Annotated in this window: 20 protein-coding genes; 10 read left to right on the top strand and 10 right to left on the bottom strand. The window is 60.6% G+C overall.

Going from position 1 to position 25,317, the window contains the following annotated elements:
• Window positions 1-4 precede the first annotated feature (4 nt).
• Window positions 5-481 (bottom strand): transcription elongation factor GreA, encoded by a 477-nt coding sequence (gene greA / locus AC1DF8_RS03240; RefSeq protein ID WP_112543605.1) that lies wholly within the window; start codon window positions 479-481, stop codon window positions 5-7.
• Window positions 482-730: 249 nt separating this feature from the next.
• Here greA and AC1DF8_RS03235 point away from each other — a divergent pair, with 249 nt between their 5' ends.
• The gene (locus AC1DF8_RS03235; protein ID WP_477995064.1) at window positions 731-1,963 is read left to right on the top strand and encodes a putative DNA modification/repair radical SAM protein; all 1,233 of its coding nucleotides are present in this window, start codon (window positions 731-733) and stop codon (window positions 1,961-1,963) included.
• Entirely contained in the window at window positions 1,963-3,408 is a 1,446-nt protein-coding gene (locus AC1DF8_RS03230) for a UdgX family uracil-DNA binding protein (RefSeq protein WP_477995063.1), read from the top strand. The genes AC1DF8_RS03235 and AC1DF8_RS03230 overlap by 1 nt, the downstream gene beginning before the upstream one ends.
• Window positions 3,409-3,422: 14 nt before the next feature.
• Here the strand turns inward: AC1DF8_RS03230 and AC1DF8_RS03225 are convergent, their stop codons facing one another.
• The 5 genes from AC1DF8_RS03225 to AC1DF8_RS03205 form a co-directional block, all read right to left on the bottom strand.
• Entirely contained in the window at window positions 3,423-4,613 is a 1,191-nt protein-coding gene (locus AC1DF8_RS03225) for a T6SS phospholipase effector Tle1-like catalytic domain-containing protein (RefSeq protein WP_477994960.1), read from the bottom strand.
• Between the two features lie 89 nt (window positions 4,614-4,702).
• Entirely contained in the window at window positions 4,703-5,164 is a 462-nt protein-coding gene (locus tag AC1DF8_RS03220) for a hypothetical protein (RefSeq protein WP_477994959.1), read from the bottom strand.
• A gap of 152 nt (window positions 5,165-5,316) precedes the next feature.
• Entirely contained in the window at window positions 5,317-8,802 is a 3,486-nt protein-coding gene (gene carB / locus AC1DF8_RS03215) for a carbamoyl-phosphate synthase large subunit (RefSeq protein ID WP_477994958.1), read from the bottom strand.
• Window positions 8,803-8,974: 172 nt separating this feature from the next.
• Window positions 8,975-10,003 (bottom strand): zinc-dependent alcohol dehydrogenase family protein, encoded by a 1,029-nt coding sequence (locus AC1DF8_RS03210; protein WP_477994957.1) that lies wholly within the window; start codon window positions 10,001-10,003, stop codon window positions 8,975-8,977.
• 77 nt (window positions 10,004-10,080) lie between these two features.
• On the bottom strand, window positions 10,081-10,851 hold the full coding sequence (locus AC1DF8_RS03205; protein ID WP_477994956.1) for a LytTR family DNA-binding domain-containing protein: 771 nt from the start codon (window positions 10,849-10,851) through the stop codon (window positions 10,081-10,083).
• Window positions 10,852-10,936: 85 nt separating this feature from the next.
• Here AC1DF8_RS03205 and AC1DF8_RS03200 point away from each other — a divergent pair, with 85 nt between their 5' ends.
• Together AC1DF8_RS03200 and ypfJ are read left to right on the top strand one after the other, a co-directional pair.
• Complete coding sequence (locus AC1DF8_RS03200) at window positions 10,937-11,425, top strand: DUF2306 domain-containing protein (RefSeq protein ID WP_477994955.1); 489 nt, start codon at window positions 10,937-10,939, stop codon at window positions 11,423-11,425.
• 84 nt (window positions 11,426-11,509) lie between these two features.
• Window positions 11,510-12,433 (top strand): KPN_02809 family neutral zinc metallopeptidase, encoded by a 924-nt coding sequence (ypfJ, locus tag AC1DF8_RS03195; RefSeq protein WP_112543611.1) that lies wholly within the window; start codon window positions 11,510-11,512, stop codon window positions 12,431-12,433.
• 52 nt (window positions 12,434-12,485) lie between these two features.
• Here the strand turns inward: ypfJ and AC1DF8_RS03190 are convergent, their stop codons facing one another.
• Complete coding sequence (locus AC1DF8_RS03190; RefSeq protein WP_113115240.1) at window positions 12,486-13,478, bottom strand: aldo/keto reductase; 993 nt, start codon at window positions 13,476-13,478, stop codon at window positions 12,486-12,488.
• A gap of 111 nt (window positions 13,479-13,589) precedes the next feature.
• Between AC1DF8_RS03190 and AC1DF8_RS03185 the strand changes: the two genes are divergently transcribed.
• The 3 genes from AC1DF8_RS03185 (at window position 13,590) to AC1DF8_RS03175 (ending at window position 17,421) form a co-directional block, all read left to right on the top strand.
• Window positions 13,590-14,495 carry a LysR family transcriptional regulator gene (locus AC1DF8_RS03185; protein ID WP_477994954.1) on the top strand — a complete coding sequence of 302 codons (906 nt, stop codon included), beginning with the start codon at window positions 13,590-13,592 and terminating at the stop codon, window positions 14,493-14,495.
• Between the two features lie 134 nt (window positions 14,496-14,629).
• A complete protein-coding gene (locus AC1DF8_RS03180; protein ID WP_477994953.1) occupies window positions 14,630-15,877 on the top strand; it encodes a TCR/Tet family MFS transporter in 1,248 nt (415 codons plus the stop codon).
• Between the two features lie 140 nt (window positions 15,878-16,017).
• Window positions 16,018-17,421 carry an MATE family efflux transporter gene (locus AC1DF8_RS03175; protein WP_477994952.1) on the top strand — a complete coding sequence of 468 codons (1,404 nt, stop codon included), beginning with the start codon at window positions 16,018-16,020 and terminating at the stop codon, window positions 17,419-17,421.
• A gap of 22 nt (window positions 17,422-17,443) precedes the next feature.
• Here AC1DF8_RS03175 and AC1DF8_RS03170 read toward each other — a convergent pair whose 3' ends face one another.
• Together AC1DF8_RS03170 and carA are read right to left on the bottom strand one after the other, a co-directional pair.
• Window positions 17,444-17,764, bottom strand: a complete 321-nt coding sequence (locus AC1DF8_RS03170; RefSeq protein WP_112543616.1) for an antibiotic biosynthesis monooxygenase — start codon at window positions 17,762-17,764, stop codon at window positions 17,444-17,446.
• Window positions 17,765-17,880: 116 nt separating this feature from the next.
• Window positions 17,881-19,086 (bottom strand): glutamine-hydrolyzing carbamoyl-phosphate synthase small subunit, encoded by a 1,206-nt coding sequence (gene carA, locus AC1DF8_RS03165; RefSeq protein ID WP_477994951.1) that lies wholly within the window; start codon window positions 19,084-19,086, stop codon window positions 17,881-17,883.
• Window positions 19,087-19,454: 368 nt separating this feature from the next.
• Between carA and AC1DF8_RS03160 the strand changes: the two genes are divergently transcribed.
• Window positions 19,455-19,907 (top strand): GatB/YqeY domain-containing protein, encoded by a 453-nt coding sequence (locus AC1DF8_RS03160; protein ID WP_112972249.1) that lies wholly within the window; start codon window positions 19,455-19,457, stop codon window positions 19,905-19,907.
• Here AC1DF8_RS03160 and AC1DF8_RS03155 read toward each other — a convergent pair.
• Complete coding sequence (locus tag AC1DF8_RS03155; protein WP_112972250.1) at window positions 19,888-20,784, bottom strand: hypothetical protein; 897 nt, start codon at window positions 20,782-20,784, stop codon at window positions 19,888-19,890. The genes AC1DF8_RS03160 and AC1DF8_RS03155 overlap by 20 nt on opposite strands.
• A gap of 666 nt (window positions 20,785-21,450) precedes the next feature.
• On the opposite strand from AC1DF8_RS03155, the gene dnaG reads away from it, so the two are divergent.
• Together dnaG and recQ are read left to right on the top strand one after the other, a co-directional pair.
• Window positions 21,451-23,427: a DNA primase gene (dnaG, locus tag AC1DF8_RS03150; protein WP_477994950.1), complete on the top strand. Its 1,977-nt coding sequence runs from the start codon at window positions 21,451-21,453 to the stop codon at window positions 23,425-23,427.
• Window positions 23,427-25,292: a DNA helicase RecQ gene (recQ, locus tag AC1DF8_RS03145; protein WP_477994949.1), complete on the top strand. Its 1,866-nt coding sequence runs from the start codon at window positions 23,427-23,429 to the stop codon at window positions 25,290-25,292. The genes dnaG and recQ overlap by 1 nt, the downstream gene beginning before the upstream one ends.
• Window positions 25,293-25,317 lie beyond the last annotated feature (25 nt).

Raw genomic sequence — 25,317 nt, 5'->3', positions numbered from 1 at the left:
GCGATCAGCCCCAGGAAACGGAAAGGATTTCGTAGGCCTTCGAGCCGCCCGGCGCATTGACTTCAATGGAGTCGCCGACTTCCTTGCCGATCAGCGCGCGGGCGATCGGGGAGGAGATGGAGATGCGACCCTGCTTCACATCGGCTTCCTGATCGCCGACGATCTGGTAGGTCTTTTCTTCCTCGGTATCCTCGTCGACGAGCTTCACCCTGGCGCCGAACTTGATCTTGTCGCCCGACATCTTGGAGAGGTCGATGACTTCGGCGCGCGCCGTCAGGTCTTCGAGCTCGGTGATGCGGCCTTCATTATGGCTCTGTGCTTCCTTGGCCGCATGGTACTCGGCATTTTCCGAAAGGTCGCCATGGGCGCGCGCTTCCGCAATTGCCTCGATGATTCGCGGGCGCTCCTCCTGCTGACGCCAGCGCAGTTCTTCCTGCAGCTTGACGAAACCACCCTGTGTCATCGGTACCTTATCAACCATTTTTTCGTCCTTCTCTCCCCGCATCCGCAGTTCGCGCAGACACAAAAGAAAACAGGTCCCGAAGGGGACTTCGGAACCGTGTTACAAACCTAGTTCATTGCTTATAGCAGATCGGCACGCGCAATTTCCATAAAATTCGTATCGCCGCTTTTTATCATCAGCAGAAGTGCCTGCTTTTGAAGGGAACTTGCAGGGAGGCTCATTTCTTCGTCTTGATTTTGCCGTCGTGAACATTTAGTGAACAAGATGATGAAGAAATCGCTTAGAGAACGATTGGCGATCCTCTCCGACGCCGCCAAATATGATGCATCCTGCGCCTCCAGCGGCACGGTCAAACGGGATTCGACTGCCTCCGGCGGGCTCGGCTCAACCGAAGGCGCCGGCATCTGCCATGCCTATGCGCCGGATGGGCGCTGCATTTCGTTGCTCAAAATCCTGCTCACCAATTTCTGCATCTACGATTGCGCCTATTGCATCAACCGCTCGTCCAGCAATGTCGAGCGCGCCCGTTTCACGCCGGAAGAGGTCGTCTGGCTGACGCTGGAATTCTATCGGCGCAACTATATCGAAGGCCTGTTCCTCTCCTCGGGCATCATCCGCTCTTCCGACCATACGATGGAGGAGATGGTACGCATCGTGCGCGAACTGCGCGTCACGCATCATTTTCGCGGCTACATCCACCTGAAATCCATTCCGGAGGCATCTCCACATCTGATCGAGGAGGCGGGGCTCTATGCCGATCGTCTGTCGCTCAATATCGAGCTGCCGACCGATAGCGGCATCAGCCGTTTTGCGCCGGAGAAGAAGCCCGCCAGCATCCGCCGCTCGATGGGCGATCTCAGGCTGAAGATCGAGGCGGCGGAAGAGCCGACGCTGCAGACCAAGCGGCGCAAGCGCTTCGTGCCGGCCGGGCAGAGTACCCAGATGATCGTCGGCGCTGACGGCGCCAATGATGCGACGATCCTGTCGACCAGCGGTCAGCTTTACAGCAGCTATGGTCTCAAACGTGTCTATTATTCCGCCTTCAGCCCGATCCCCGACAGTTCGAAGAACCTGCCGCTCATCAAGCCGCCGCTGATGCGAGAGCACCGGCTCTATCAGGCGGATTGGCTCTATCGCTTCTATGGTTTCGGCATCGACGAGATCACCTCGTCACAGCAGGGCGGCATGCTTGATCTCAATCTCGATCCCAAACTTGCCTGGGCGCTCGGCCATCGCGAGGACTTCCCTGTCGATATCAATCGCGCCGATCGCGAGAAGCTCCTGCGCGTTCCGGGGCTCGGTACCAAAACGGTGAAGGCGATCCTGACGGAGAGGCGGCAGCGCCGGTTGCGGCTCGAGGATCTGCCCCGGCTTGGTGTCTCCCTTCGCAAGGTGCAGGCCTTCATCACTGCCGAGGGCTGGACGCCGCGTCGCCTGGCCGATCGACCGGACCTGCGCGCCATGTTCGAACCGCAACCCGAACAATTGTCGCTGCTATGATGCGCCGTGTCGTTCTGGAGGGCAGGGGGAATTTCGAGGAGTGGCGCAAGGCGGCTCGCGCCTTTGCCGCAGCCGGAATTCTGCCTGATGAAATCGACTGGCATGAAAGAAGCAGCGAACCGGGTTTTGCTTTCCAGCGTGATGCCTTGCCGCCAGATCCTCCCGTCGATGCCAGGACGATGAGCGTACCGCCGGCCTTCATGGCTTTGGCCGAGGCAGTGATCTGCCACAGCGATGCCAGGCGCTTCTCACTGCTTTACAGCCTGCTCTGGCGAACGCAGGAAAACCGGAACCTGCTGGAGCTGGCATCCGATGAAGAGGTGTCGCGCGCCCGGCTGATGCAGAAGAGCGTGCATCGCGACGCTCACAAGATGACGGCCTTCGTCCGCTTCAAGGAGGTGGCGGCCCCTGCCGGCGGGCGGCGTAAATTCATCGCCTGGTTCGAGCCCGATCACTACATCGTCGCGCGCAAGGCTCCGTTCTTCCAGCGCCGCTTCACCGACATGGACTGGCTGATCGCGACGCCAAAGGGATCGGCCGCCTGGGATGGCGAGCGGCTGACGACGAGCGATGCGCCTTGCGAAAAGCCTGATATCACTGACGCGACCGACGATCTGTGGCGCACCTACTATGCCAGCATCTTCAATCCGGCGCGGCTGAAGGTGAAGGCCATGCAGGCGGAGATGCCGAAAAAATACTGGAAGAACCTGCCGGAGGCCGATCTCATTCCCGGCCTGATTGCCGATGCGGAAGCAAAGGTACTCGCCATGGCCGAGCGCGAGGCGACGATGCCGCTCCCCTATCACAACCGAATTCAGGAAGCGGCGGCTCGTCTGCCGATGCCGGAGACGGCGCCGGCGGGGACGCTGGAGGCGTTGCGCGAGGAAGCTGCGGTCTGCAATCGCTGCGCGCTGCATGCCAGGGCGACGCAGACCGTCTTCGGCGAAGGACCTGCCGATGCAGACATCATGTTCGTCGGCGAGCAGCCGGGCGATCAGGAGGATCTTGCCGGCCGACCCTTCGTCGGACCGGCCGGCAAGGTCTTCGACGAGGCCATTGCGCAGGCCGGTATCGATCGGTCACGGCTTTACGTCACCAATGCCGTCAAGCATTTCAAATATGAGCCGCGTGGCAAGCGGCGGATCCATCAGAAGCCCAATCTTGGCGAGGTGCAGCATTGCCGCTGGTGGCTGAAGCTGGAACTCGATCTCGTCAAGCCGAAGCTGATCGTGGCGATGGGCGCAACCGCCTTTTACTCGCTGACCGGCGACAAGCAGAAACTGGAAGACGTGCGCGGTCGGTCGATTGCGATGGAGGAAGGACGGCTGCTTTTCGTGACGGTGCATCCTTCCTACTTGTTGCGGCTTCCGGACGAGGACAGGAAGGCGCACGAGCTTGCCCGTTTCCGGCAAGACATGAATCAGATCAAGGCTCTGGCTCACTGAGCGTAGAATTCGATTCAGGGAACGAAGACCGGATCCTTCGGCAGGTTGAGCGGATTGTATCCGGTCACCATGCGCACTCTCACGGATTCATGCAGGTTTGCGCGATCGGGGATGAATCGCCGGTCCTCGAGGGGCAGATAAATGCCTCCTCTGTTGCCATGTTTGCGCCAGGAGTTTTCAGGGACTCGCCGAGGAATATATTCGAGCAGTTTCCAGCCCGCACTCATCGAGTCGTGCAGCGGTGCGGCGGCGTTGAGTTCGACATAGCTGTTGTCGCTCCTGCCAAGGACGATATTGTTGACCGTGCGCGAAACGTAAAGCAGGCCCGCAGGCCCGGTTTCCCGGATCATCCACTCGAGCGGTATCTTGATCTGAGCGCTTTCAGCCTCCGGATAGCCGCCGCCGATATCGCCATGGACACCGGCAAACCAGACTTCCTTGAAGTCCTGCTTTGCGGTTGCGGACTTGAAAGGATTGCCGCGATAATCCTGATCCGGCGTCCACAATTCCGGCTGGAACATCGTTCGTCGTTCGTCGATTGCCATGGCGTGACGCACATATTCGACACTGGGGTTCTTTCTGGTGAAGGGGTGCGTCTTGAACTGGATTCGCCCTTTGCCCTTTTCGATGACCGAGGCAACGGTATCGAACAGCCCGAGCAGCTTGATCGGCGGACGATCGTTGCGCAGCATGCGCTCATAGAGCCGCATGCTCTTGAAGGCAGATGAAGGATCTCCGCCATCTGCGTGCTGTTCCTGTTCGGGAATGCCCTTATAGGTTCTGTAAGCGTAGTCGAGCAGGTTCAGGTGATATCTGCTGCAGAGCCCGAAGGCATGGATGAAACCTGCGAGAACCCGGGCCGTATAGGCGCCGCGGCTGAAACCGAAAATATAGATGCGGTCCCTGTCGGGATGGCCGCCGTGATCATCGGGCATGCCGGCATCATAATTTTCGACGAGGAAACGGTAGGCACCTTTGACGTTCTCATCGAGACCCCATCCGGTGGCAAGGCCCCAGACCTCAATGGACTTGCGGTAGAGGGGCAACCAGGCATCTGCCGCGCCAAGCGTGCCGACCCCGGGGTCGTAATAGACGATCTGCTCGTCGGAGCGCTTCAGCGTTCCGAACAGCCGGAGAATGTTGGTGCGGTCTGCGGATATCTCGTTCGACGTGCCGTCGAACAGGATGACGATGTTCTTCGACATGCTGCTCCCCCGATACAGCTCGGGAGCAGGCTAACATCAAGTTCGCATGTCTGCAATTTGGGGTCGCAGATTGCGAACGCTATCAATGTCTAGGAATTGGTAGCGATGAATTCGTCAGGTTTGAAATTGTCTTCGATACTTATTGCGTCAGCACTCAAAAACGAGAGGTTGATCATAGCGCGACGCGCCAAGACCTGTAAAAAGGGCTGCAAATCTCCAATCCGAATGGGTTTTTGAGGCGCTGCTACCTTTTCGTATTTCCCGGAGTAATCGCGCTTTATCCGATGAACATCTGCCCAATCGTAGGCGAAAAGCCCTCGCTCTGCCGTTGCTACGAAGTCATCAGGCCGCGGATAACTTACCAGCAGGTTGACTTCGGAGACGACAGGCAGCTGTAAAAATGCTGCCTCCAAATCACTGGATGCAGCATGCATGTTTGGGAGCGCGGCCAGGGGAATTGCTCCAGCGCCGCCGGTAAAAAAGGTGGCAAGGAAGCCATCCTTGTCGGTCGCGACCCAAGGGTAATCAATATCGAACGGATATTCAGTCATTTTCGGCCATCCGATTTAAGCGGCGTATCAACTCCTAGGCCATTTGGCTTGGCTTTGGAATTGGAACCGCTTCGAAGATACCAAGTTCCGGGCCGTATTCCGGGCGATGGATGAAGATGAATGCGAAGAGGCGATGCCTCTTCACGGTATTATCAGAAGTAGCTCTGCAGCGGGCGGACTTCGAGATTTCCAGCCTTGAGCGCCTTGATCGCCTGGGCGGCGGCTTCGGCGCCGGCCATCGTCGTGTAGTAAGGCACCTTCTGCATCAGCGTGGCGCGGCGGAGCGACTTCGAATCCGAGATCGCCTTGTTGCCGTCGGTCGTGTTGATGACGAGTTGGACCTGGCGGTTGCGGATGGCGTCCTCGATATGCGGGCGGCCTTCCAGAACCTTGTTGATCTTCGTCGCCTCGATGCCATTTTCAGCAAGGAAACGGGCCGTGCCGCCGGTTGCCAGCACCTTGAAGCCTTGTTCAACAAGGATGCGGATCGCGGGGAGAACGCGCGGTTTGTCGGCATCGCGCACGGATACGAAGACCGTGCCTTCACGTGGCAGTTCGACGCCGGCGCCGAGCTGCGACTTGGCAAAGGCCAGCGCGAAATCGCTGTCGAGGCCGATGACTTCGCCGGTCGAGCGCATTTCCGGACCGAGCAGCGTATCGACGCCCGGGAAGCGGGCGAAGGGGAAGACGGCTTCCTTGACGGCAATGTGCTTCAGCGCGCGGGGATCCGGCTTCTCGCCATAGGCGGCGAAGGTCGCATCGAGCTTCTCGCCGGCCATGACGCGGGCGGCGATCTTGGCGATCGGCGCGCCGATGGTCTTGGCGACAAAGGGCACGGTACGGGAGGCGCGCGGGTTGACTTCGAGTACGTAGACGGTGTCGTCCTTGATGGCGAACTGCACGTTCATCAGGCCGCCGACGTTGAGCGCCTTCGCCATGGCCTTGGCCTGGCGCTCCAGCTCATCGAGCATCTCGCGAGACAATGTGCGTGGCGGCAGYGAGCAGGCGCTATCGCCGGAGTGGATCCCGGCTTCTTCGATATGTTCCATGATGCCGGCGACATAAACGTCGGTGCCGTCGGAGAGGCAATCGACGTCGACTTCGATGGCGTTCGTCAAGTAGCTGTCGAAGAGGAGCGGGTTCTTGCCGAGCAGCGTGTTGATCTGGCCGGTCTTGTCGTTCGGGTAGCGCGCCTTGATATCCTCAGGCACCAGTTCCGGAACCGTATCGAGCAGGTAGCTCTGCAGCTGGCTCTCGGCATGGATGATCTGCATGGCGCGGCCGCCGAGCACGTAGGACGGGCGAACGACCAGCGGGAAGCCGATTTCGGCAGCGACCAGGCGAGCCTGCTCGACGGAATAGGCGATGCCGTTGTTCGGCTGGTTGAGGTCGAGCTTCATCAGAAGCTTCTGGAAGCGGTCGCGGTCTTCGGCAAGGTCGATCATGTCGGGCGCGGTGCCGAGGATCGGGATGCCGTTCTTTTCGAGTGCTTCGGCGAGTTTCAGCGGGGTCTGGCCGCCGAACTGGACGATGACGCCGACGACTTCGCCCTTTTCCTGCTCTGCGCGCAGGATTTCGATCACGTCTTCGGCCGTCAGCGGCTCGAAATAGAGGCGATCGGAGGTATCGTAGTCGGTCGAAACCGTTTCCGGGTTGCAGTTGATCATGATCGCTTCATAGCCGGCATCCTTCAGCGCGAAGGCGGCATGGCAGCAGCAATAGTCGAATTCGATGCCCTGGCCGATACGGTTCGGACCGCCGCCGAGGATGACGACCTTCTTGCGGTCGGAGACCAGCGCCTCGGAGCGCGCAGCGCCGACAAAGGGCGTCTCGTAGGTCGAGTACATGTAGGCGGTCGGCGAGGCGAATTCGGCAGCGCAGGTGTCGATGCGCTTGAACACCGGGCGGACGTTCAGCGAATTGCGCAGCTCTGCCACTTCCTTCGGGCGCTTGCCGGTCAGCGTCGCGAGGCGGGCATCGGAGAAGCCCATGGCCTTCAGCATGCGAAGGTTGGTTTCGTCGGTTGGCAGGCCGTGTTCACGGATGCGGGCTTCCATGTCGACGATGTTCTTCAGTTGGGCGATGAACCAGGGGTCGATCTTGCAGCCTTCGTGCACCTCCTCGATGGTGAGGCCCATGCGCAGCGCCTGGGCGACCATGCGCAGGCGATCCGGCGTCGGCGTGCCGATCGCGGCGCGGATGGCGTTCAGGCTGGATTCGCCTTCTTCGGCATCGGGGATCTCGATTTCGTCGAGGCCGGTCAGACCGGTTTCCAGGCCGCGCAGAGCCTTCTGCAGCGATTCTGCGAAGGTACGGCCGATCGCCATGACTTCGCCGACCGACTTCATGGCTGTGGTCAGAACCGGGGAAGCGCCGGGGAATTTCTCGAAGGCGAAACGCGGGATCTTGGTGACGACATAGTCGATCGACGGTTCGAACGAGGCAGGGGTCGCGCCGCCGGTAATGTCGTTTTCGAGTTCGTCGAGCGTATAGCCGATGGCGAGCTTGGCAGCGATCTTGGCGATCGGGAAGCCGGTGGCCTTGGAGGCGAGCGCCGAGGAGCGCGAGACGCGCGGGTTCATTTCGATGACGACGAGGCGGCCGTCCTTCGGATTGACGGCGAACTGCACGTTCGAGCCGCCGGTCTCGACGCCGATCTCGCGCAGCACCGCAATCGAAGCGTTGCGCATGATCTGGTATTCCTTGTCCGTCAGCGTCAGCGCCGGGGCGACGGTGATCGAATCGCCGGTGTGGACGCCCATCGGGTCGATGTTCTCGATCGAGCAGATGATGATGCAGTTGTCCGCCTTGTCGCGGACGACCTCCATCTCATACTCCTTCCAGCCGAGGACGGATTCTTCGACCAGCACTTCGGTGGTCGGCGAAGCATCGAGGCCGCTGCCGACGATTTCGAAGAATTCCGAGCGGTTATAGGCAATGCCGCCGCCGGTGCCACCGAGGGTGAAGGATGGGCGGATAATGGCCGGCAGGCCGACATGGTCGATCGCCTGGGCGGCGATCGCCATGGCGTGGCTCATATAGCGCTGCTTGCGGTCGCTCTCGCCGAGGTTCCACTGGTTTTCCAGTTCGTCGAGCGCCTTGTCGAGATCGGCGCCGGAGAGGCTTTCGCGCAGCTTGGTGCGCTCGGCTTCATGGGTCTTGCGGTCGGCGTCCTTGATGTCGGTGGCGTTTGCCAGCATCGAGCGCGGCGTTTCAAGGCCGATGCGCGCCATCGCCTCGCGGAACAGCGCGCGGTCCTCGGCCATGTCAATGGCGGCCGGTTTTGCGCCGATCATCTCGACATTGTAGCGGTCGAGCACGCCCATGCGCTTCAGCGAGAGCGCGGTGTTCAGCGCCGTCTGGCCTCCCATGGTCGGCAGCAGCGCGTCGGGGCGTTCCTTGGCGATGATCTTGGCGACGACTTCAGGCGTGATCGGCTCGACATAGGTGGCGTCGGCGAGACCCGGGTCGGTCATGATCGTGGCCGGGTTGGAGTTGACGAGGATGACGCGGTAGCCTTCCTCCTTCAGCGCCTTGCAGGCCTGGGTGCCGGAATAGTCGAATTCGCAAGCCTGGCCAATCACGATCGGTCCTGCGCCGATGATGAGGATCGATTTGATGTCTTGGCGCTTCGGCATGGGCGATATCCATTTCTAGCTGCGCAAAAAGCCGGCCAGGGTGGGAGGTCACCGGGTCGGGTCGCGCATTGAGGGTCTTTTCAGGCTAGAAGCGGCTTATAGGCAAATGTTTTTGCAAACGGAACCCCATAAATCAAGGAATCGACAGGAATCCGGACCGCCCTTTGGAAGCCTATTGCTGACCGGGCACGACGAGCGCGCGAATCTCGCCGCCGTGCGCCGGATTGGCGATCGCTTCGGGTGCCTGTTCCAGCGTGATCCGACGCGAAATCAGCTGCTCGACCCTGATTGCGCCCGACGCGATAAGATCGGCCGCACGCCCGTGTGTGAAAGGGTTGAGGAAGGAAGTGACGAGGCTCACCTCGCGGAAGAGCAGGTCGAAGGGCTCGACCTCGATCTTTGCGCCTTTCGGCATGACGCCGAGAATAAGGGCAGTGCCGCCACGCCTTGCGAGCTTCGGCGCCTGCATCATGGTTTCCGGCACGCCAGCGCATTCGAAGACGACGTCGGCGCCGCCTGGCAGCAATCCGCCTTCGCCGGTAATGCCGCTGATTGGATCCTTCCACGATGGATCGAAGGTGGCAGTTGCGCCAAGTGTTTCAGCGAGCGTCCGTTTATCTGAATTTCGGGTGACGAGGAGGACATGCGTCGCGCCGGCGAGCCGGGCAAGCTGGACGGTGAGAAGGCCGATTACACCGCCGCCGAGCACGATGACGGAAGCGCCGGTCTTAATATTGGCGAGATCGACGCCGTGGAGGCAGCAGGCGAGCGGCTCGCAAAAGGCGCCGTGCAGCGGATCGAGGCCAGGCGGCAGGGCGAAGGCCTGTTTCTGCGGCAGGATGACATAGTCGGCAAACCCGCCGTCTTTGTGGATGCCGATCGCCTGCAGGTTCCGGCAGAGATTGACCCGGCCGTTGTGGCATTCTTCGCAGCGACCGCAGGCGATATTGGGATCACCCGTTACGCGCATACCGGGGCGGAAACCGCGGACCTCGGAGCCGACTGCTTCGATGATGCCGGCGAATTCGTGGCCAACGGTCACCGGTGGATGGGAGGGGAACTCGCCGAGGAAAAGATGGCGATCGGTGCCGCAGATGCCGCAGGCTTCGACGCGCACCAGCAGGTCATCCGGTCCGGGAACGGGCTTTTCGACCTCGCGCAGGAACAGCTTTCCGGTCGCTTCCAGGCGCACGGCTTTCATCGGCATTCTCCTCCAGGTCTCCTCATCATCAGGAAGGGGGAAAGCAGGAGTCGCGTCAAGCAGTTGCCGGCATTTCTTCAGCCGAAGCGCCGGCGGGCTTCCTCGGCAAAACTCCGGCTGACGGGAATCTGCGTGCCGTCGCGCGTGAGGATCAGGATCTTGCCGTTATCGCGTTTCAGGGCTTCAACATGGGCGTCGGCCACCCAATGTGACCTATGCACCTGGAGGCCTGGTGTCCCGCCGATCTCGCGCAGCGCGTCGGAAAAACGCAACAGCACCAGCTCGCGACCGCGGCTGGTAACGACCTCGGTATAGTGGTCCTGCACGGACAGACGCAGCAGGGCGCCGCGATTCTGCGGCTTCAACCGATCGAGGATCGAGCTTGATGAGGGTATTTCCGCCTTTGCCTGTTCGATCTGGCGATGCATGGTGAGATAGGTCAGGAAGCAGAAGAGGGCGCAGAGCGGCAGCGCGAAGAAGGCCCTGTAGAGGCTGCTTTCCAGCAGGACCGGATCGCCGCTGAAAATGTAGTCGACGAGACCGATCGCAAAGCCGATCGGCAAGGCTGCGACCAGCGAGCCGATCATCATGCGCCAGAACATGCGATCCAGCACCTTGCGCAGCAGAGTATCGGCAAGCACCGAAAACAGGATCGCGATCGACCATGCGGCAGCGTGCAGGATCAGCCAATAGGCGAAGCGCTTGCCGGCCGGCATGCTTTCCATCGTGCCGTAGGGGCCGGTCACCGCGAAGATCAAAACGACGGCGAGGAAGGTTCCCCAGAAGCGCGGAGAGCGCCAGAAAACCTGCAATTCGCGAAGCGTGGATTGCAAGGACGGGTGATCCACGAAGTTTCCTCGTCGTTTACGCCATCTTTGTTGAGAGGAACGCAGTCATGCCGGAAACAGGGGGCGATTTCAACCGGAGCCGACCATGACCCTCGAGCCACTGTTCAATGCGCCCCTTGCCATTCAGATCCACGTCCTTGCCGTCGTGCCGGCAGCAATCCTTGGCGCCTATCTGCTGGCCCGGCCGAAGGGCACGCCAAGGCACCGGCTGCTCGGCAAGGTCTGGATGGCGCTGATGGTCATCACGGCGCTTTCGAGCTTCTTCATCCACAGGATCAATCTGTTCCATGGCTTCAGCCCGATCCACCTTCTTTCCATCGCGGTGCTTGCTGGAAGCTGGCGGGCTATTCTGGCTGCACGGCGGCACGATGTCCGTACGCATCGCCGGGTCGTATCGGGCATGTATTTCGGCGGCATCGTCGTTGCCGGCCTTGCCACTCTGCTGCCGGGCCGGTTGATGAATGCCGTCGCCTTTTCCGGCGACAGCTGGATGGCGGTAGCGGTGCTCGGGCTGGTCGCCGTTGCGGTCGTCGGTGCCATCCGGTTCGGGCCGCGCCGCAGCCGGGCGGCGTAAGGAGGCGGCTGGAATTCGTTCTCGCACCGGATATATAACTGACTCCTAAGAGCATGCTTCAATGCATAGCCGGGGAGATCGAAGATGGAATGGAAAGGCCGGCGTCAATCCGACAATATCGAGGATCGCCGCAGCGATCCGTCCGGTGGCGGCAATCCCTTTGGCCGCGGTGGCGGTTTCAGTTTTCCGTCGGGCGGCGGGGTTGGCCGTCGCGGTGGCGGGCTCAGCATCGGCACGATCATCTTTCTCGTCGTCATCTACCTGATCTTCAAGGCGATGGGTATCGACCTGATGCAGGTGATGGATGGCGGCGGTTCGGTCGGAGGTCCCGGTTACGAGCAAAGCCAATCGTCTCCGCAGGCGCCTGCCAATGACGAGATGACCGCCTTCGTGCGCACGGTTCTCGCCGAAACCGAAGATACATGGCATGGCATCTTCCAGTCGCAGGGCAAGGATTACGAAGAGCCGCGGCTTGTTCTCTTCTCCGGCCAGACGCAATCGGCCTGCGGTTTCGCATCGGCTGCGACCGGTCCGTTCTATTGCCCCGGCGATCATAAGGTCTATCTGGACACTGCCTTCTTCCAGCAGCTTTCCGATCAGTTCGGCGCTTCAGGCGATTTTGCGGAGGCCTATGTGATCGCCCACGAGGTCGGCCATCATGTGCAGAACCTGCTCGGCATCCTGCCGAAATTCAATCAGGCACGCCAGAGCATGAGCGAGGCGGATGCGAACAAGATGTCGGTCCGCGTCGAGCTGCAGGCGGATTGCTTTGCCGGCATCTGGGGCAAGTTCACACAGCAGAAGGGCATTCTCGACGCCGGCGATCTCGAAGAGGCCTTGAACGCTGCGCAGCAGATCGGCGACGATACGCTGCAGAAGCGTTCGCAGGGCTATGTCGTGCCGGAGAGCTTCAACCACGGCACGTCGGCGCAGCGCGTGCGCTGGTTCAAGCGGGGCTTCGACAGCGGGCAGCTTTCGGCCTGCGATACTTTCTCCAACCCGATTTGAGCGGAATATCCGGCACCCTGCCTGCAGGCGGGGTGCCGGTACGCCGGGCAGCTTACTTTTCGCTGTCCATATGCTTGAGCTGGGCCTCCGGGTAGCGGGCGCCCTTGGCAGCCCCCTTCGGTACGGCGCGTTCGATGGCGGAGAGATCATCCTTGGTGAGCTCGACGGCCCGCGAACCGAGTGCTTCCGTCAGCCGGTCGCGGCGGCGGGCGCCGACCACCGGCACGATATCCGTGCCCTGCGCCGCCACCCAGGCGATTGCCACCTGCGCAACCGAGGCGCCCTTGAGCGTGGCGATCTTTCTCAGCTCCTCGACCAGAGCGAGATTTTCATCGATATTGCCTTCCTGAAAGCGCGGGCTGACGGCGCGGAAGTCACCTGCACCCTGCTGGCCTTTCTGCCAGTGGCCGCTGATGAGGCCGCGCGAGAGCACGCCATAAGCGGTGATGGAGATGCCGAGCTCGCGGGTAGCAGGCAGGATCTCATCCTCGATGCCGCGGGAGATCAGCGAATATTCGATCTGCAGGTCGGCAATCGGTGCGACGGCCGCAGCCCGGCGGATCGTATCGGCGCCGACTTCGGAGAGGCCGACATGGCGGACGTAGCCGGCCTTGATGAGATCGGAGATGGCACCCACCGTGTCCTCGATCGGCACGTTGGGATCGAGGCGGGCAGGGCGGTAGATATCGATATAGTCGACGCCCAGGCGCTGCAGTGTATAGGCAAGGAAGTTCTTCACCGCGATCGGGCGGGCGTCGTAGCCATTCCAGCCGCTTGAGGGATCGCGCAAGGCGCCGAACTTGACGCTGATGACGGCGTCGTCGCGCTTGCGGCCCTTGAGCGCTTCCCCAATCAGCATCTCATTATGGCCCATGCCATAGAAATCGCCTGTGTCGAGCAGATTGACGCCGGCATCGAGTGCTGCGTGGATGGTTGCTATGCTTTCGGCACGGTCGGACGGGCCGTACATGCCCGACATGCCCATGCAGCCGAGACCGATGGCCGAAACATCAGGACCGGTTTTTCCCAAACGATAGGTCTGCATCTTCTTCTCCTTCAGCGACGCCCCGATGGCGTCTTCGGATGCCGTTTTATAGCAGCCATGTTTGTGCGATAATCCGGATGGTATCGAACGGGCCGTACGGAAAAATGCACAATGGATGATCTTCCCCTCAGTGATCTGGATGCCTTTGCCGCGATTGCAAGAGAGCGCAGCTTCCGCTCCGCAGCCCGCAAGCGCGGGGTTTCCGCATCGTCGCTGAGCGATTCTCTGCGACGCCTCGAAGAGCGGCTCGGCGTCAGGCTTCTCAATCGCACGACGCGTTCCGTCACGCCGACGGCAGCCGGCCAGCGATTGCTTGAGAAGCTCTCTCCGGCGCTTTCGGAAGTGGCTGCCGCGCTCGGTCAGCTCGACAGTTTTCGCGATAGTCCGGCGGGCACGCTCCGGCTCAACGTGCCGAGCATTGTCGTCAAACTTTTCATGGCGGAACTCGCCGCCCGGTTTCTGACGCTCTACCCACAGATCACCCTGGAAATCATTGGCGAAGATACATTCATCGACGTGCTGGCCGCCGGCTTCGATGCCGGCATTCGCTATGACGAGCGGCTGGAACGGGACATGATTGCCGTGCCGATCGGTCCGCGCCGGCAGCGCTATGTGACGGCGGTCGCTCCCGCTTACCTGGAAAGGCGGGGCACACCGCAGCATCCACGGGATCTGCTGGAACATAGCTGCATTCGCCATCGCTTCATCAGCGGCGCTTCGCTTGCCTGGGAATTCGAAAGGGGTGACGAAACGCTCGTGATCGCGCCGTCCGGTCCCGTCATCGCCAATGCAGTGGAGATGGAAATCGAGGCCGCGCTTGCAGGTCTTGGTGTCATCCGCACCTTTGAAGAACTGCTCGCGCCGGGGATTGCGGAAGGCCGGCTGGTGCGGATCCTGAGTGAGTGGGACAGCGAATTTTCCGGCCCGTTTCTCTATTATCCGAGCCGCCGCCACATGCCCGCGCCATTGCGGGCCTTTGTAGATTTCGTGCGGATGGAACAGCGAAAAAGCGCGTGAATGATCTGTTTTGGCGGATTCTCCATCAAAAACATTGAAATGTTCACGGATTGTTTCGGTCAATTCAATCGTCTATGTCATATATTCGGCGACGAGATCGTCTTTCCAGAAAATATCGGCTGTAGAGATGTCTTATGCTTGATCCGAAATTCGTTCGCCACGGCCTTTTCCTGGTCTTCATTATTCTCTTTCTGGATGTTATCGGCATCGCGATCATCATGCCGGTCCTGCCTGTCTATCTGGAGGAACTGACGGGCGGCACGGTCAGCGATGCAGCCGTCGACGGCGGCTGGCTGATGCTGATCTATTCGCTGATGCAGTTCCTGTTTGCGCCGCTGCTCGGAAACCTGAGCGACCGTTTCGGGCGACGGCCGATCCTGCTGCTTTCGGTGCTGACCTTCGCGTTCGACAATTTCATCTGCGCCATCGCCACCAGTTACTGGATGCTCTTCGTCGGCCGTGTGCTCGCCGGCATCAGCGGCGGCAGCTTCGCCACCTGCTCGGCCTATATTGCCGACATCAGCAATGAAGAGAACCGCGCCAAGAATTTCGGCCTGATCGGTATCGCCTTCGGTGTCGGTTTCACTGTCGGTCCGGTCATCGGCGGTTTCCTCGGCGAGTTCGGGCCGCGCGTGCCATTCTATGGTGCGGCCGCGCTTTCCTTCGTCAATTTCGTCGCCGCCTGTTTCCTGCTGCCGGAAACGCTCGAAGCGAAGAACCGCCGTACCTTCGAATGGAAGCGCGCAAACCCGCTCGGCGCTTTGCGGCAAATGCGGCACTATCCCGGGATCGGCTGGGTTTGCCTCGTGATGTTCCTGTTCTTCCTCGCCCATGCCGTCTATCCCTCCGTCTGGCCCTTCGTCTCGACCTTCCGCTATGGCTGGAGCGAAGGGCAGATCGGCCTGTCGCTCGGCATCTACGGCATCGGTGCGGCTGTCGTCATGGGGCTTGTCCTGCCGCGTGTCGTGCCCGTTCTCGGCGAATGGAAGACGGCGGTTCTCGGCCTCTGCTTCTCGATGGCGGCGCTTTCGGGCTACGCTTTCGCCTGGGAGGGCTGGGTCGTCTACACCGTGATCGTATTGACCGTCATGGAGAATGTCGCCGACCCGCCGTTGCGCAGCATCGCCGCCGGCAAGGTGCCGCCATCGGCACAAGGCGAGTTGCAGGGCGCGCTCACGAGTATCAGCAGCATCACGACGATCATCGGCCCGCTGATCTTCACGCAGATGTTCGGCTATTTCACCAAGCCGGATGCGCCGATCACCTTTGCCGGTGCGCCTTATCTGCTGGCCGCTTTCTTCATCATGGTTGCGGCGGTTGTATTTCTGACGCGTGTGAGGATAGCGAAAGCGCCGGCACAAGCCTTCAACGCGGCGGAATGATCCATCAAAAACAATGAAGCTGTGATGAATTTTTCAGCATCTGCTTGTTTTGGGGTAGTTCTTTGCGCTGCCTTGCTTTAAGCCAGCGTGATATTTTGCCGCACTGCGGCTCTCAATAATTCAATCTCAGGAACAGTGTCATGGACACGCCGATCGATGTGCGCGCCGTCGCGCCTGCAAAGGACAACCGTTGGTCTGCGCATTTTCGCGCCACGCTGATGCTCGGCGTGCCGCTGATCGGCGCCCAGCTCGCGCAGTTCGGCATCGGCATGACCGACGTAATGATCGTCGGTCAGCTCGGAGCCGAGCATCTTGCCGCCATGGTGCTTTCTGCGCAGTTCCTGTTCACGATCCTGATTTTCGGTTCGGGCTTTGCGATTGCCGTTATCCCGATGGTGGCCCAGGCCTATGGCCGCGGCGATGTCGTGACCGTGCGCCGGTCGCTGCGCATGGGCATCTGGGTCGTCATCTGCTACTGGCTGCTGATGCAGCCTGCCTTCTATAATTCCGAGAGGATCCTGCGCTATTTCGGGCAGGAGCCTGAAGTGGCGAAGCTTGCCCACGGCTATATCATCATCGGCCAGCTCGGCGTGCTGCCGGGGCTGCTCTACAACGTCATGCGCGCGCTCGTCAGCGCCATCGGCAAGGCCGGCGTCATCCTCAAGGTCACCATCGCCATGCTGGTGCTGAACGCGATCGGCGCCTATATCCTCGTGCTCGGCCATTTCGGCTTTCCGGTCATGGGGCTGGAGGGGGCCGCAATCGTGTCCGTCGTGGTGCAGACGGCGGGCTTCCTCTTCATCCTCTCCTATGTGCAGGGCAGGGAAGAGACGCGCCGCTACGAGATCTTCGTGCGCTTCTGGAAGCCGGACTGGCATGCCTTCTTCGAGGTCGTTCGCCTCGGTCTGCCGATCAGCATCACCATCCTGGCCGAAGTCAGCCTCTTCACGGCAGCCTCGCTGCTGATGGGCCGTATCGGTACGATCGAACTTGCCGCGCATGGTATCGCCCTGCAATGGGCTTCGATGGCCTTCATGATCCCGCTCGGCCTCGGCCAGGCGGCAACCGTTCGTGTCGGCGTTGCGCACGGGCAGGGCGATCATGCCGGGCTGGTGAGGGCGGCTATCACAGTGCTCATCATTGCTGCCGCCGCGTCCATCATCGGCAGCATCATCTTTGCGGCCATACCGCAGGTTCTGGCGCGGCTCTTCCTTGATGTCAGCCTGCCGGAGGCACCCGAGGTGCTGGCTTATGCCGGCCCGCTGATCGTCGTTGCCGGTCTCTTCCAGTTTGTCGATGGCCTGCAGGCAATCGCCAGCGGACTGCTGCGTGGACTGAAGGATGCGCGCGTGCCGATGGTCATGGCGCTGATTGCCTATTGGCCGATCGGCTTTTTCCTCGCCTGGGCCTTTGCCTTCCCGCTCGGCTTCGGCGGGCTTGGAATCTGGTATGGATTTCTCGTCGGGCTGGCGGCCGCTGCCGCCATGCTCTGCGCCCGCTTCTATATTCTCGTACGCCGCGAGGGCGCGACGGCCGGGGCTTAAGCCGGCCGTCATATCTCAGCTGTCATGCCGCAACCGGTTTGTAGCTGGCGATATCGGCGCGAATTCCGAGCCGCGCGAACATTTCCTGAGGATCGAAATTGGCCGCCTTGTGGGCTGCGGCAATGACTGCCCGAACGCGTTCGACGACGTCTGCGCTTTCCCATTCGGCAACAGTCACGAAATTGAATTCGCCGGGACCGGCAATCTGCTCCAGCACCGTATGATTGATGAAGCCGTCCTGTGCCTCCAGCACCTTATGGGTCATCATCACATTGACGAGAAATTCTTCGCGCGCCGCAGCCGGCACGACGAATTTGTCTATCCTGTAGAAAGCTCCGCTCATCCAGTCTTCTCCTGCATCTGATGTGTTGCAGGCAGTTCTGTAATTCCTCAAGTTAAGTTGAGGTCAATACGCGGGCAAAGAAAAAAGGCCCGCATTATGCGGGCCTTGATCTGATGTCAGCGTTCGGCGAGTGCCGGTTCGCCCTTCTTCTCGCGCACCATGTTCACGAAGCGGCGGAAGAGGTAGTGGCTGTCCTGCGGGCCGGGAGAGGCTTCCGGGTGGTGCTGGACGGAGAAGACCGACTTGCCGAGGACGCGCAACCCGCAATTGGTGCCGTCGAACAGCGATACGTGAGTCTCTTCAACACCTTCGGGCAGCGACTTCGTGTCGACTGCAAAGCCGTGGTTCATGGAGACGATCTCGACCTTGCCGGTCGTGTGATCCTTGACCGGATGGTTGGCGCCGTGGTGGCCCTGGTGCATCTTCTCGGTCTTGGCACCGAGCGCAAGGCCCAGCATCTGGTGGCCGAGGCAGATGCCGAAGACGGGGATATCGGTCTTGATCAGATCCTTGATGACGGGAACGGCATATTCGCCTGTAGCTGCCGGATCGCCGGGGCCATTCGACAGGAAGATGCCGTCGGGCTGCAGGGCAAGCACGTCCTCGGCGCTCGTCGTTGCCGGCATGACGGTGACCTTGCAATAGAGACCGGCAAAGAGGCGCAGGATATTGCGCTTCACGCCGTAATCCAGGCAGACGACATGGTACTTCGTGTCGGCAGCGCCGAGTTCGCCATAGCCCTCGTCCCAGACCCAGGGGGTCTGCGACCACTGCGAGGACTGGCCAGACGAAGCGATCTTGGCGAGGTCGAGGCCTTCGAGGCCGCTCCAGGCCTTGGCCTCTGCCTTCAGCGCTTCGACGTCGAAATTGCCGGAGGGCTCGTGAGCGATGACGGCGTTGGGCGAGCCGTTTTCGCGGATCCAGGCGGTCAGTGCGCGGGTGTCGATGCCGCAGAGGCCGATGATGCCGCGGGCCTTCAGCCAGGCATCGAGATGCTTTGCCGCGCGGTAATTCGAAGGTTCGGTGATATCGGCCTTGAAGATGACGCCGACCGCGCCATGGCGTGCTGCCGGCGTCAGGTCTTCGATATCTTCGTCATTGGTGCCGATATTGCCGATATGCGGGAAGGTGAAGGTGACGATCTGGCCGAGATAGGAGGGGTCGGTGAGGATTTCCTCGTAGCCGGTGAGCGCCGTGTTGAAGACGGCCTCCGCCTGGATCTTGCCGGTTGCGCCGATACCCTTGCCTTCGATGACGGTGCCGTCGGCAAGAACGAGCAGGGCGGTCGGCTTTTCGGTTGTCCAGGGTGCTGTCGCGGTCATCTTCATCCCGTTTCCGGCGGGCTTGGCGTTCTGGCAACGCGAGCCGGCCATTTGATCTCGCAGGTGCAGGCGCGCGGCTTTGGCCGCGTTTGACGCCTGATCACGAATTTTGGTGCAGGTGGCGGTAAATAGCCACGCTCTCTGCTTAGGTCAATCTTTGTACTGCAGATTGCGGCACTTTTCCTGCCGATATTGCCGGGATTCTCGCAATTTATTTGATCCCACACATCGGCGTGGTTTATGAAAGCGCCATTCCAGAGCGGCGGGCCGGGAAACGGATTCGCCGCTTCAAGTTTTTGTTCAAGCATCGGCTTATCTGAAAAGCCCTTTCACACTTTTCGGCCCGGTGCTTCAGAAGGAGTATAGATATGCTGCGCGATCAACTCGCCACCCAGCTCAAGGAAGCCATGAAGGCGAAGCAGATGGACCGTCTCGGCACCATCCGCCTCATCCAGGCCGCGATCAAGGATCGCGACATCGCCAATCGTGGCATCGGCAAGGAAGAGGCGGGCGATGACGAAGTGCTGCAGATCCTCGCCAAGATGGTGAAGCAGCGCGATGAGTCGGCGAAGATTTACGAAGAGAACGCCCGTCCCGAGCTTGCAGCCAAGGAGCGCGCAGAAATTGTCGTTATCCAGGATTTCATGCCGAAGCAGCTTTCCGACGATGAGGTGCGTGCCAATATCGCCGCGATCATCAAGGAAGTCGGCGCCGAAGGGCCGAAGGACATGGGCAAGATCATGGCTGCTCTGAAGGAGCGCTATGCCGGCCAGATGGATTTCGCCAAGGCTTCCGGTACGGTCAAAGAGCTCTTGAAGTAAGACGTCTTGCCTGCGGTTGTTCTTCGACCGCAGGCCCAAGCACAGCTTCGGCGGCAGAATCGATGATGGCAAATTTCGCCGCCTGATAGTTCCAATATTCGAGTACGAAACCGCGCGAGAGCCAGAAGTCGCCCTTTCTCGGCGGCTCGGTCCAGCCCACGCTTCCCATCTCGGCGGCCTGTGTGAGCAGGCGTTTCAGGTGCGTGTTGGAAATCATGAACTGGTCGCGAATCTCGCGCAGCGACACCGGACCGACGATGACGCGGTCGGCAGAACGCGGAAAGCCGGGCAGGCGCGATATCAGATAATCCATCACGAGGCCGCCGGAATTGGCCCAGTTGAAGAGATTGAAGGTAGCGCCCGGATCGCGCACAGCTTCGGTTTCGATGATCTTCTTGGCGATGAGCGGCTGCAGGCGGGCGATCAACGTGGGATCGGCCGTCAGATTTTCTGCGCGGCCGCCGCCATCCAGGCTATCCAGAATCATCAGGTGGGCGACCAGCCATTTGGTAAAATGGTGCTCCGCCGTCTCCGTCGGCTCAAGAAAGCGGGTGCGCTTGTCATCGCCCGGAATGGGGCGCAGAAAACGGTAGGCCAGCATTTCCTGCACGAAGGCGGCTGCCGTGTTGCGGCTGGCGATCTTGTTCTGCATGACAAAATCGATGAAGCGGCCGGAATAAAGGCCGCGCTTCTCATCACCAGGATAGCCGTAATAGAGAGCAAAACCTGTATGCGCCATCAGCCAGCGCTGCTGTGCTGCGAATATCGACGCAATACGCGGGCTGTCGCGATAAATCGCGAGCATTTCATTGGCACAATGAAGAATTGCAGCAAGAAAATTATCGTTGGCTGCAAGATTTTCTGCGGTGTAGGCCATAGCGCTGTCCAGGATTTCCGCGCATTCATTTGCCACGCCTATTGGAAGTGTCAATGCTTTTGTATTTCAGGGGTTAATTGGTAAGGTAAAGCTCAATAAAAGCTGCAGCGCATAAGCCCAAAATAAAGAAGGCAGGAGCTGGGGGCGCTCCTGCCTTCTTGCTCTTTGCTTCCGTCAGCGACGCAGGGTCGAAACCCAAGCCGGCGGGTATTTGCAAAGGCACCCTTGCGAGGCGGCGCCGGGGGTAGGGATGGTGCCTCGCTTGGGGATCGCTTTGTTGAGATCGAACTTATGGCCAGCCCCCGGCTTATTCAAATTACAAAAATATAATAATCCCGGATTCGGCCTTTCCGGACGCGACTATATGGTTCGGCCACGCATGCCGAGAAAGGCTGCGAAATCCCGCAATGTTTCTTTTAACGTTTTGTTTCTACGTGTTCTTTGGCCGTTCCAGCTTTCAGCAAAATTGACATCGGCGACCTCTCCCGACTTGGAAAATGTCAAAAATGTCGCACCCCCTGTGAAGGTCCGATAACAGGTTGTTGAGTGGCATTGGCAGGCGTTTGTGACAATCTCTCGCGCCCTGTGAAAAGCGGGATTTACGGCAGAAGTTTCGTGGCGCGGCGCGGCAAAGCTGCTTATATGGATGTTCTGCAAGAGGTAGAGATGCGCTTTTCCCCCACCTTCCTGGACGATATCCGCGACCGCGTTGCCATTTCGAACGTGATTGCGCGGCGTGTGAGCTGGGACAAGCGCAAGACCAATGTGTCGCGTGGCGACTATTGGGCCTGCTGTCCGTTCCATGGCGAGAAATCGCCGAGCTTCCATTGCGAAGATCGCAAGGGCCGCTACCATTGCTTCGGCTGCGGCGTTACCGGCGATCATTTCCGATTCCTCACCGAGCTCGAGGGCCAGAGTTTTCCCGAGGCGGTGCAGACGATTGCCGATATGGCCGGCGTGCCGATGCCGGTTGCCGATCCGCAGATGGAAAGGCGGGAGAAGGAGCGCACCTCGCTTCTCGATGTCATGGAAATGGCAACGCAGTTCTTTCAGGATCAGTTGCAGACGGCCAATGGCGCCCGTGCTCGCGCCTATCTGCGCGATCGCGGCCTGACGGGGCGTACGATCGAGACGTTCCGGCTCGGTTTTGCGCCTGACAGCCGCAATGCGCTGAAGGAATTCCTGGCTGGCAAGGGTGTCAGCAAGGAGCAGATCGAGGCTTGCGGCCTTGTCGTGCACGAGAACGTGCCTGTTTCCTATGACCGGTTCCGCGACCGCATCATGTTCCCGATCCTGTCTTCGCGCGAAAAGGTCATCGCCTTCGGCGGGCGCGCCATGTCGCCGGATGCGCCGGCGAAATATCTCAATTCCAATGAGACCGAGCTCTTCCACAAGGGCAACGTGCTCTACAATTTCGCGCGGGCGCGCCGCTCGATGCAGGGCGCGAATGGCGAAGGCACGATCATTGCCGTCGAAGGCTATATGGATGTTATCGCGCTGCATCAGGCAGGCGTCGAAAACGCCGTCGCGCCGCTCGGCACGGCGCTGACCGAAAACCAGCTCGATCTGCTCTGGAAGATGACGTCGCAGCCGGTGCTCTGCTTCGATGGTGACGGCGCCGGCATTCGTGCGGCCAACCGCGCTGCCGATCTGGCGTTGCCGCACCTGAAACCCGGACGCAGCGTGCGTTTTGCCCTGCTACCCGATGGCAAGGATCCGGACGATCTCGTCAAGCACGAGGGCAGGGCCCCGTTCGACAAGGTCATGGCGCAGGCCAAGCCGCTTTCGGAAATGCTCTGGGATCGCGAAGCACGCAGCGGCAAGTTCGATACTCCGGAAGCGCGCGCCGAGCTGGAAGCGCGGCTGAGACAGCTCGTAGCGGTGATTGCCGACGAGAATGTGCGCCGCCACTACCAGCAGGACATGCGCGACCGGCTGAACAGCTTCTTCCAGCCGCAGTTCCAGAATCGCGGAGGCGGCGAACGGCGCAATTTTGGTGGCGGCAATTTCCGTGGACAGAAGGGCGGTGCTCTTGCAGGGCCTCGTACCCCCGTTGCTGCATCGGATCGCCTGACCCGTTCGGGCCTCGTGCGCGGCCATCAGGACAATGCGGCGCTGAGAGAATGCGTGCTCGCGCTGACCGTGATCAATCATCCGTCGCTGATGCTCGACGATTACGACGAGATTGCCGCCATCGACTACGACAATCGCGAGCTTCAGAAGTTGTGGTCGGCGATGCTGGGCGCGGCCGCCGTCGTTGCCGGGCCGCATTTGACGCGCGACTATCTGCTGGAATGCCTCGACGTTGCGGGTTTTGCGCCGCTCCTGAAAAACCTCGACCAGCAGGTGCGCAATGCCCGGCTCTGGACGGCAACGGAGGAGGCAGCGATGGAAGACGCGCGCGAGGGTTACCGCCAGGCGCTTGCGTTCCACAAGCGCGCCAAGGATCTGCGCTGGCAGAAGATCGAGCTGGAGCGCGACATTGCCCAGGCGACCGAAGCTGGGGATGATTCCGAGATAGACCGCCTGATGCGCGCCTCGCAGGAAGTGCATTATGAGGCGTTGCGGCTGGAAAACCAGGAAGCCATCATCGACGGTTTCGGTGTGCTCTCGGGCCGCGTCAAGGGCGCTGCGAGCCACTGATGTCGCAGGCCGAGCAAAGCGAAACATCCTTCTCCGCATCCGATGCGCTGTTTTCAGGTGCGGCCAAGCCGCTCGACGTGCTGAAGTGCGTTTATGGCTATTCGGCCTTTCGTGGCAGGCAGCAGGAAGTGGTGGAGCATGTCGTTGCCGGCGGGGATGCGGTTGTGCTCTTTCCGACAGGTGCGGGCAAATCGCTCTGCTTCCAGATCCCGGCGCTTTGCCGCGCGGGTCTCGGCATCGTCGTTTCGCCGCTGATTGCGCTGATGCGCGATCAGGTGGAGGCGATGAAGCAGCTCGGCATTCGGGCCGCGGCGCTGAACTCCTCCATTTCGCGTGAAGAATATGTCGCCATCCGTCGCGGTATTTCCTCCGGTGATCTTGACCTGCTCTATGTCACGCCCGAGCGCATCCTCATGGATGGGTTCCGCGAACTGATCGGTAGCGCGAAGATTGCGCTCTTTGCCATCGATGAGGCCCATTGCGTTTCGCAATGGGGTCATGATTTCCGGCCGGAATATCGCGAACTCGGCAAGCTCGCCGAGCAATATCCAGGCGTCCCGCGTATTGCGCTGACGGCGACGGCCGATCCGCATACGCGGGAAGACATTATCGAGCGGCTGATGCTCGATAATGCCGCGGTCTTCACCACAAGCTTCGACCGACCGAATATCTCCTATGAAATCGTCGAGCGGGACCAGCCGCGCCAGCAGCTCCTGCGCTTTCTCTCCGGCCACAAGGGCAATAGCGGTATCGTCTATTGCCTGTCGCGCGCCAAGGTGGAGGAGACGGCGGACTGGCTGAACACGCAAGGTATCCGGGCGCTGCCCTATCATGCCGGCATGGATCGGGCGCTGCGCGATGCCAACCAGGATGCCTTTCTGAAGGAAGAAGAGCTCTGCCTGGTTGCGACCGTCGCCTTCGGCATGGGCATCGACAAGCCGAACGTGCGTTATGTCGCCCATGTCGATCTGCCGGGCTCGGTCGAGGCCTATTATCAGGAGACGGGCCGCGCCGGGCGTGACGGCCTGCCTTCCGAGGTGTGGATGGCCTATGGCATGGCCGATGTGATCCAGCGCCGGCGGATGATCGACGAGGGTAGCGCGGCCGACGAGATCAAACGCATCGAACGCGGCAAGCTGAACGCGCTGCTGGCGATCTGCGAGACGGCCTCCTGCCGGCGGCAGGCAATCCTGGCGCATTTCGGCGAAGCGCATGGCGGCAAATGCGGTGGCTGCGATACCTGCCTGAAGCCGGTCGAGACCTGGGACGGGACAGAAGCGGCGATCAAGGCGCTGGCGGCGATCTACCGCACCGGCGAGCGCTTCGGCGCCGGCCATGTCATCGATGTGCTTGTCGGCAACATCAACGAGAAGACGGAACGCTTTCGCCATGTCGATATGCCGGTTTTCGGCGCGGGCAAGGATATTGCTGTTCGTACCTGGCAATCGGTCTATCGCCAGTTGATGGCGATGGGGTTGATCCGGGTCGATCATGAAGCTTTCGGCGCCCTGAAGCTGGAGCCGGAGGCGCGCGCCGTCTTTAAGCGCGAGCGCGAGGTCTTTTTCCGCAAGGACCGCGCTCCCTCGGAGCGAAGAGCAAAAAAAACCGAGCGCGCGGAGCGCAGGACCGGGCTTTCGGGGGCGGATGGTTCACTCTTCGAAGCGCTGAGAACCGAGCGTATGTCGATTGCCAAGTCGCTCGGCGTGCCGCCCTATGTCGTCTTCCCGGATACGACGCTGATTGCCTTTGCCACCGAGCGGCCGCGCAGCCGCAAGGAGTTGCTTGGTATTTCCGGTGTCGGCCAGTCGAAGCTCGAGCGCTACGGCGACGCCTTCCTCGATATTATTCTCTCCCACGACGAATAGTCCGGTTGCACGTACCTTCCGCTGC

The organism is Rhizobium sp. 05N49 (assembly GCF_056396805.1).
This window is presented reverse-complemented; position numbering and strand designations above follow the sequence as displayed.

Bases quoted from the DNA above. Each gene is read 5' to 3' on its own strand.
- greA (WP_112543605.1), bottom strand. From the start codon at position 481: ATGGTTGATAAGGTACCGATGACACAGGGTGGTTTCGTCAAGCTGCAG.
- AC1DF8_RS03235 (WP_477995064.1), top strand. From the start codon at position 731: ATGAAGAAATCGCTTAGAGAACGATTGGCGATCCTCTCCGACGCCGCC.
- AC1DF8_RS03230 (WP_477995063.1), top strand. From the start codon at position 1,963: ATGCGCCGTGTCGTTCTGGAGGGCAGGGGGAATTTCGAGGAGTGGCGC.
- AC1DF8_RS03225 (WP_477994960.1), bottom strand. From the start codon at position 4,613: ATGTCGAAGAACATCGTCATCCTGTTCGACGGCACGTCGAACGAGATA.
- AC1DF8_RS03220 (WP_477994959.1), bottom strand. From the start codon at position 5,164: ATGACTGAATATCCGTTCGATATTGATTACCCTTGGGTCGCGACCGAC.
- AC1DF8_RS03210 (WP_477994957.1), bottom strand. From the start codon at position 10,003: ATGAAAGCCGTGCGCCTGGAAGCGACCGGAAAGCTGTTCCTGCGCGAG.
- AC1DF8_RS03200 (WP_477994955.1), top strand. From the start codon at position 10,937: ATGACCCTCGAGCCACTGTTCAATGCGCCCCTTGCCATTCAGATCCAC.
- ypfJ (WP_112543611.1), top strand. From the start codon at position 11,510: ATGGAATGGAAAGGCCGGCGTCAATCCGACAATATCGAGGATCGCCGC.
- AC1DF8_RS03190 (WP_113115240.1), bottom strand. From the start codon at position 13,478: ATGCAGACCTATCGTTTGGGAAAAACCGGTCCTGATGTTTCGGCCATC.
- AC1DF8_RS03185 (WP_477994954.1), top strand. From the start codon at position 13,590: ATGGATGATCTTCCCCTCAGTGATCTGGATGCCTTTGCCGCGATTGCA.
- AC1DF8_RS03180 (WP_477994953.1), top strand. From the start codon at position 14,630: ATGCTTGATCCGAAATTCGTTCGCCACGGCCTTTTCCTGGTCTTCATT.
- AC1DF8_RS03175 (WP_477994952.1), top strand. From the start codon at position 16,018: ATGGACACGCCGATCGATGTGCGCGCCGTCGCGCCTGCAAAGGACAAC.
- AC1DF8_RS03170 (WP_112543616.1), bottom strand. From the start codon at position 17,764: ATGAGCGGAGCTTTCTACAGGATAGACAAATTCGTCGTGCCGGCTGCG.
- carA (WP_477994951.1), bottom strand. From the start codon at position 19,086: ATGACCGCGACAGCACCCTGGACAACCGAAAAGCCGACCGCCCTGCTC.
- AC1DF8_RS03160 (WP_112972249.1), top strand. From the start codon at position 19,455: ATGCTGCGCGATCAACTCGCCACCCAGCTCAAGGAAGCCATGAAGGCG.
- AC1DF8_RS03155 (WP_112972250.1), bottom strand. From the start codon at position 20,784: ATGGCCTACACCGCAGAAAATCTTGCAGCCAACGATAATTTTCTTGCT.
- dnaG (WP_477994950.1), top strand. From the start codon at position 21,451: ATGCGCTTTTCCCCCACCTTCCTGGACGATATCCGCGACCGCGTTGCC.
- recQ (WP_477994949.1), top strand. From the start codon at position 23,427: ATGTCGCAGGCCGAGCAAAGCGAAACATCCTTCTCCGCATCCGATGCG.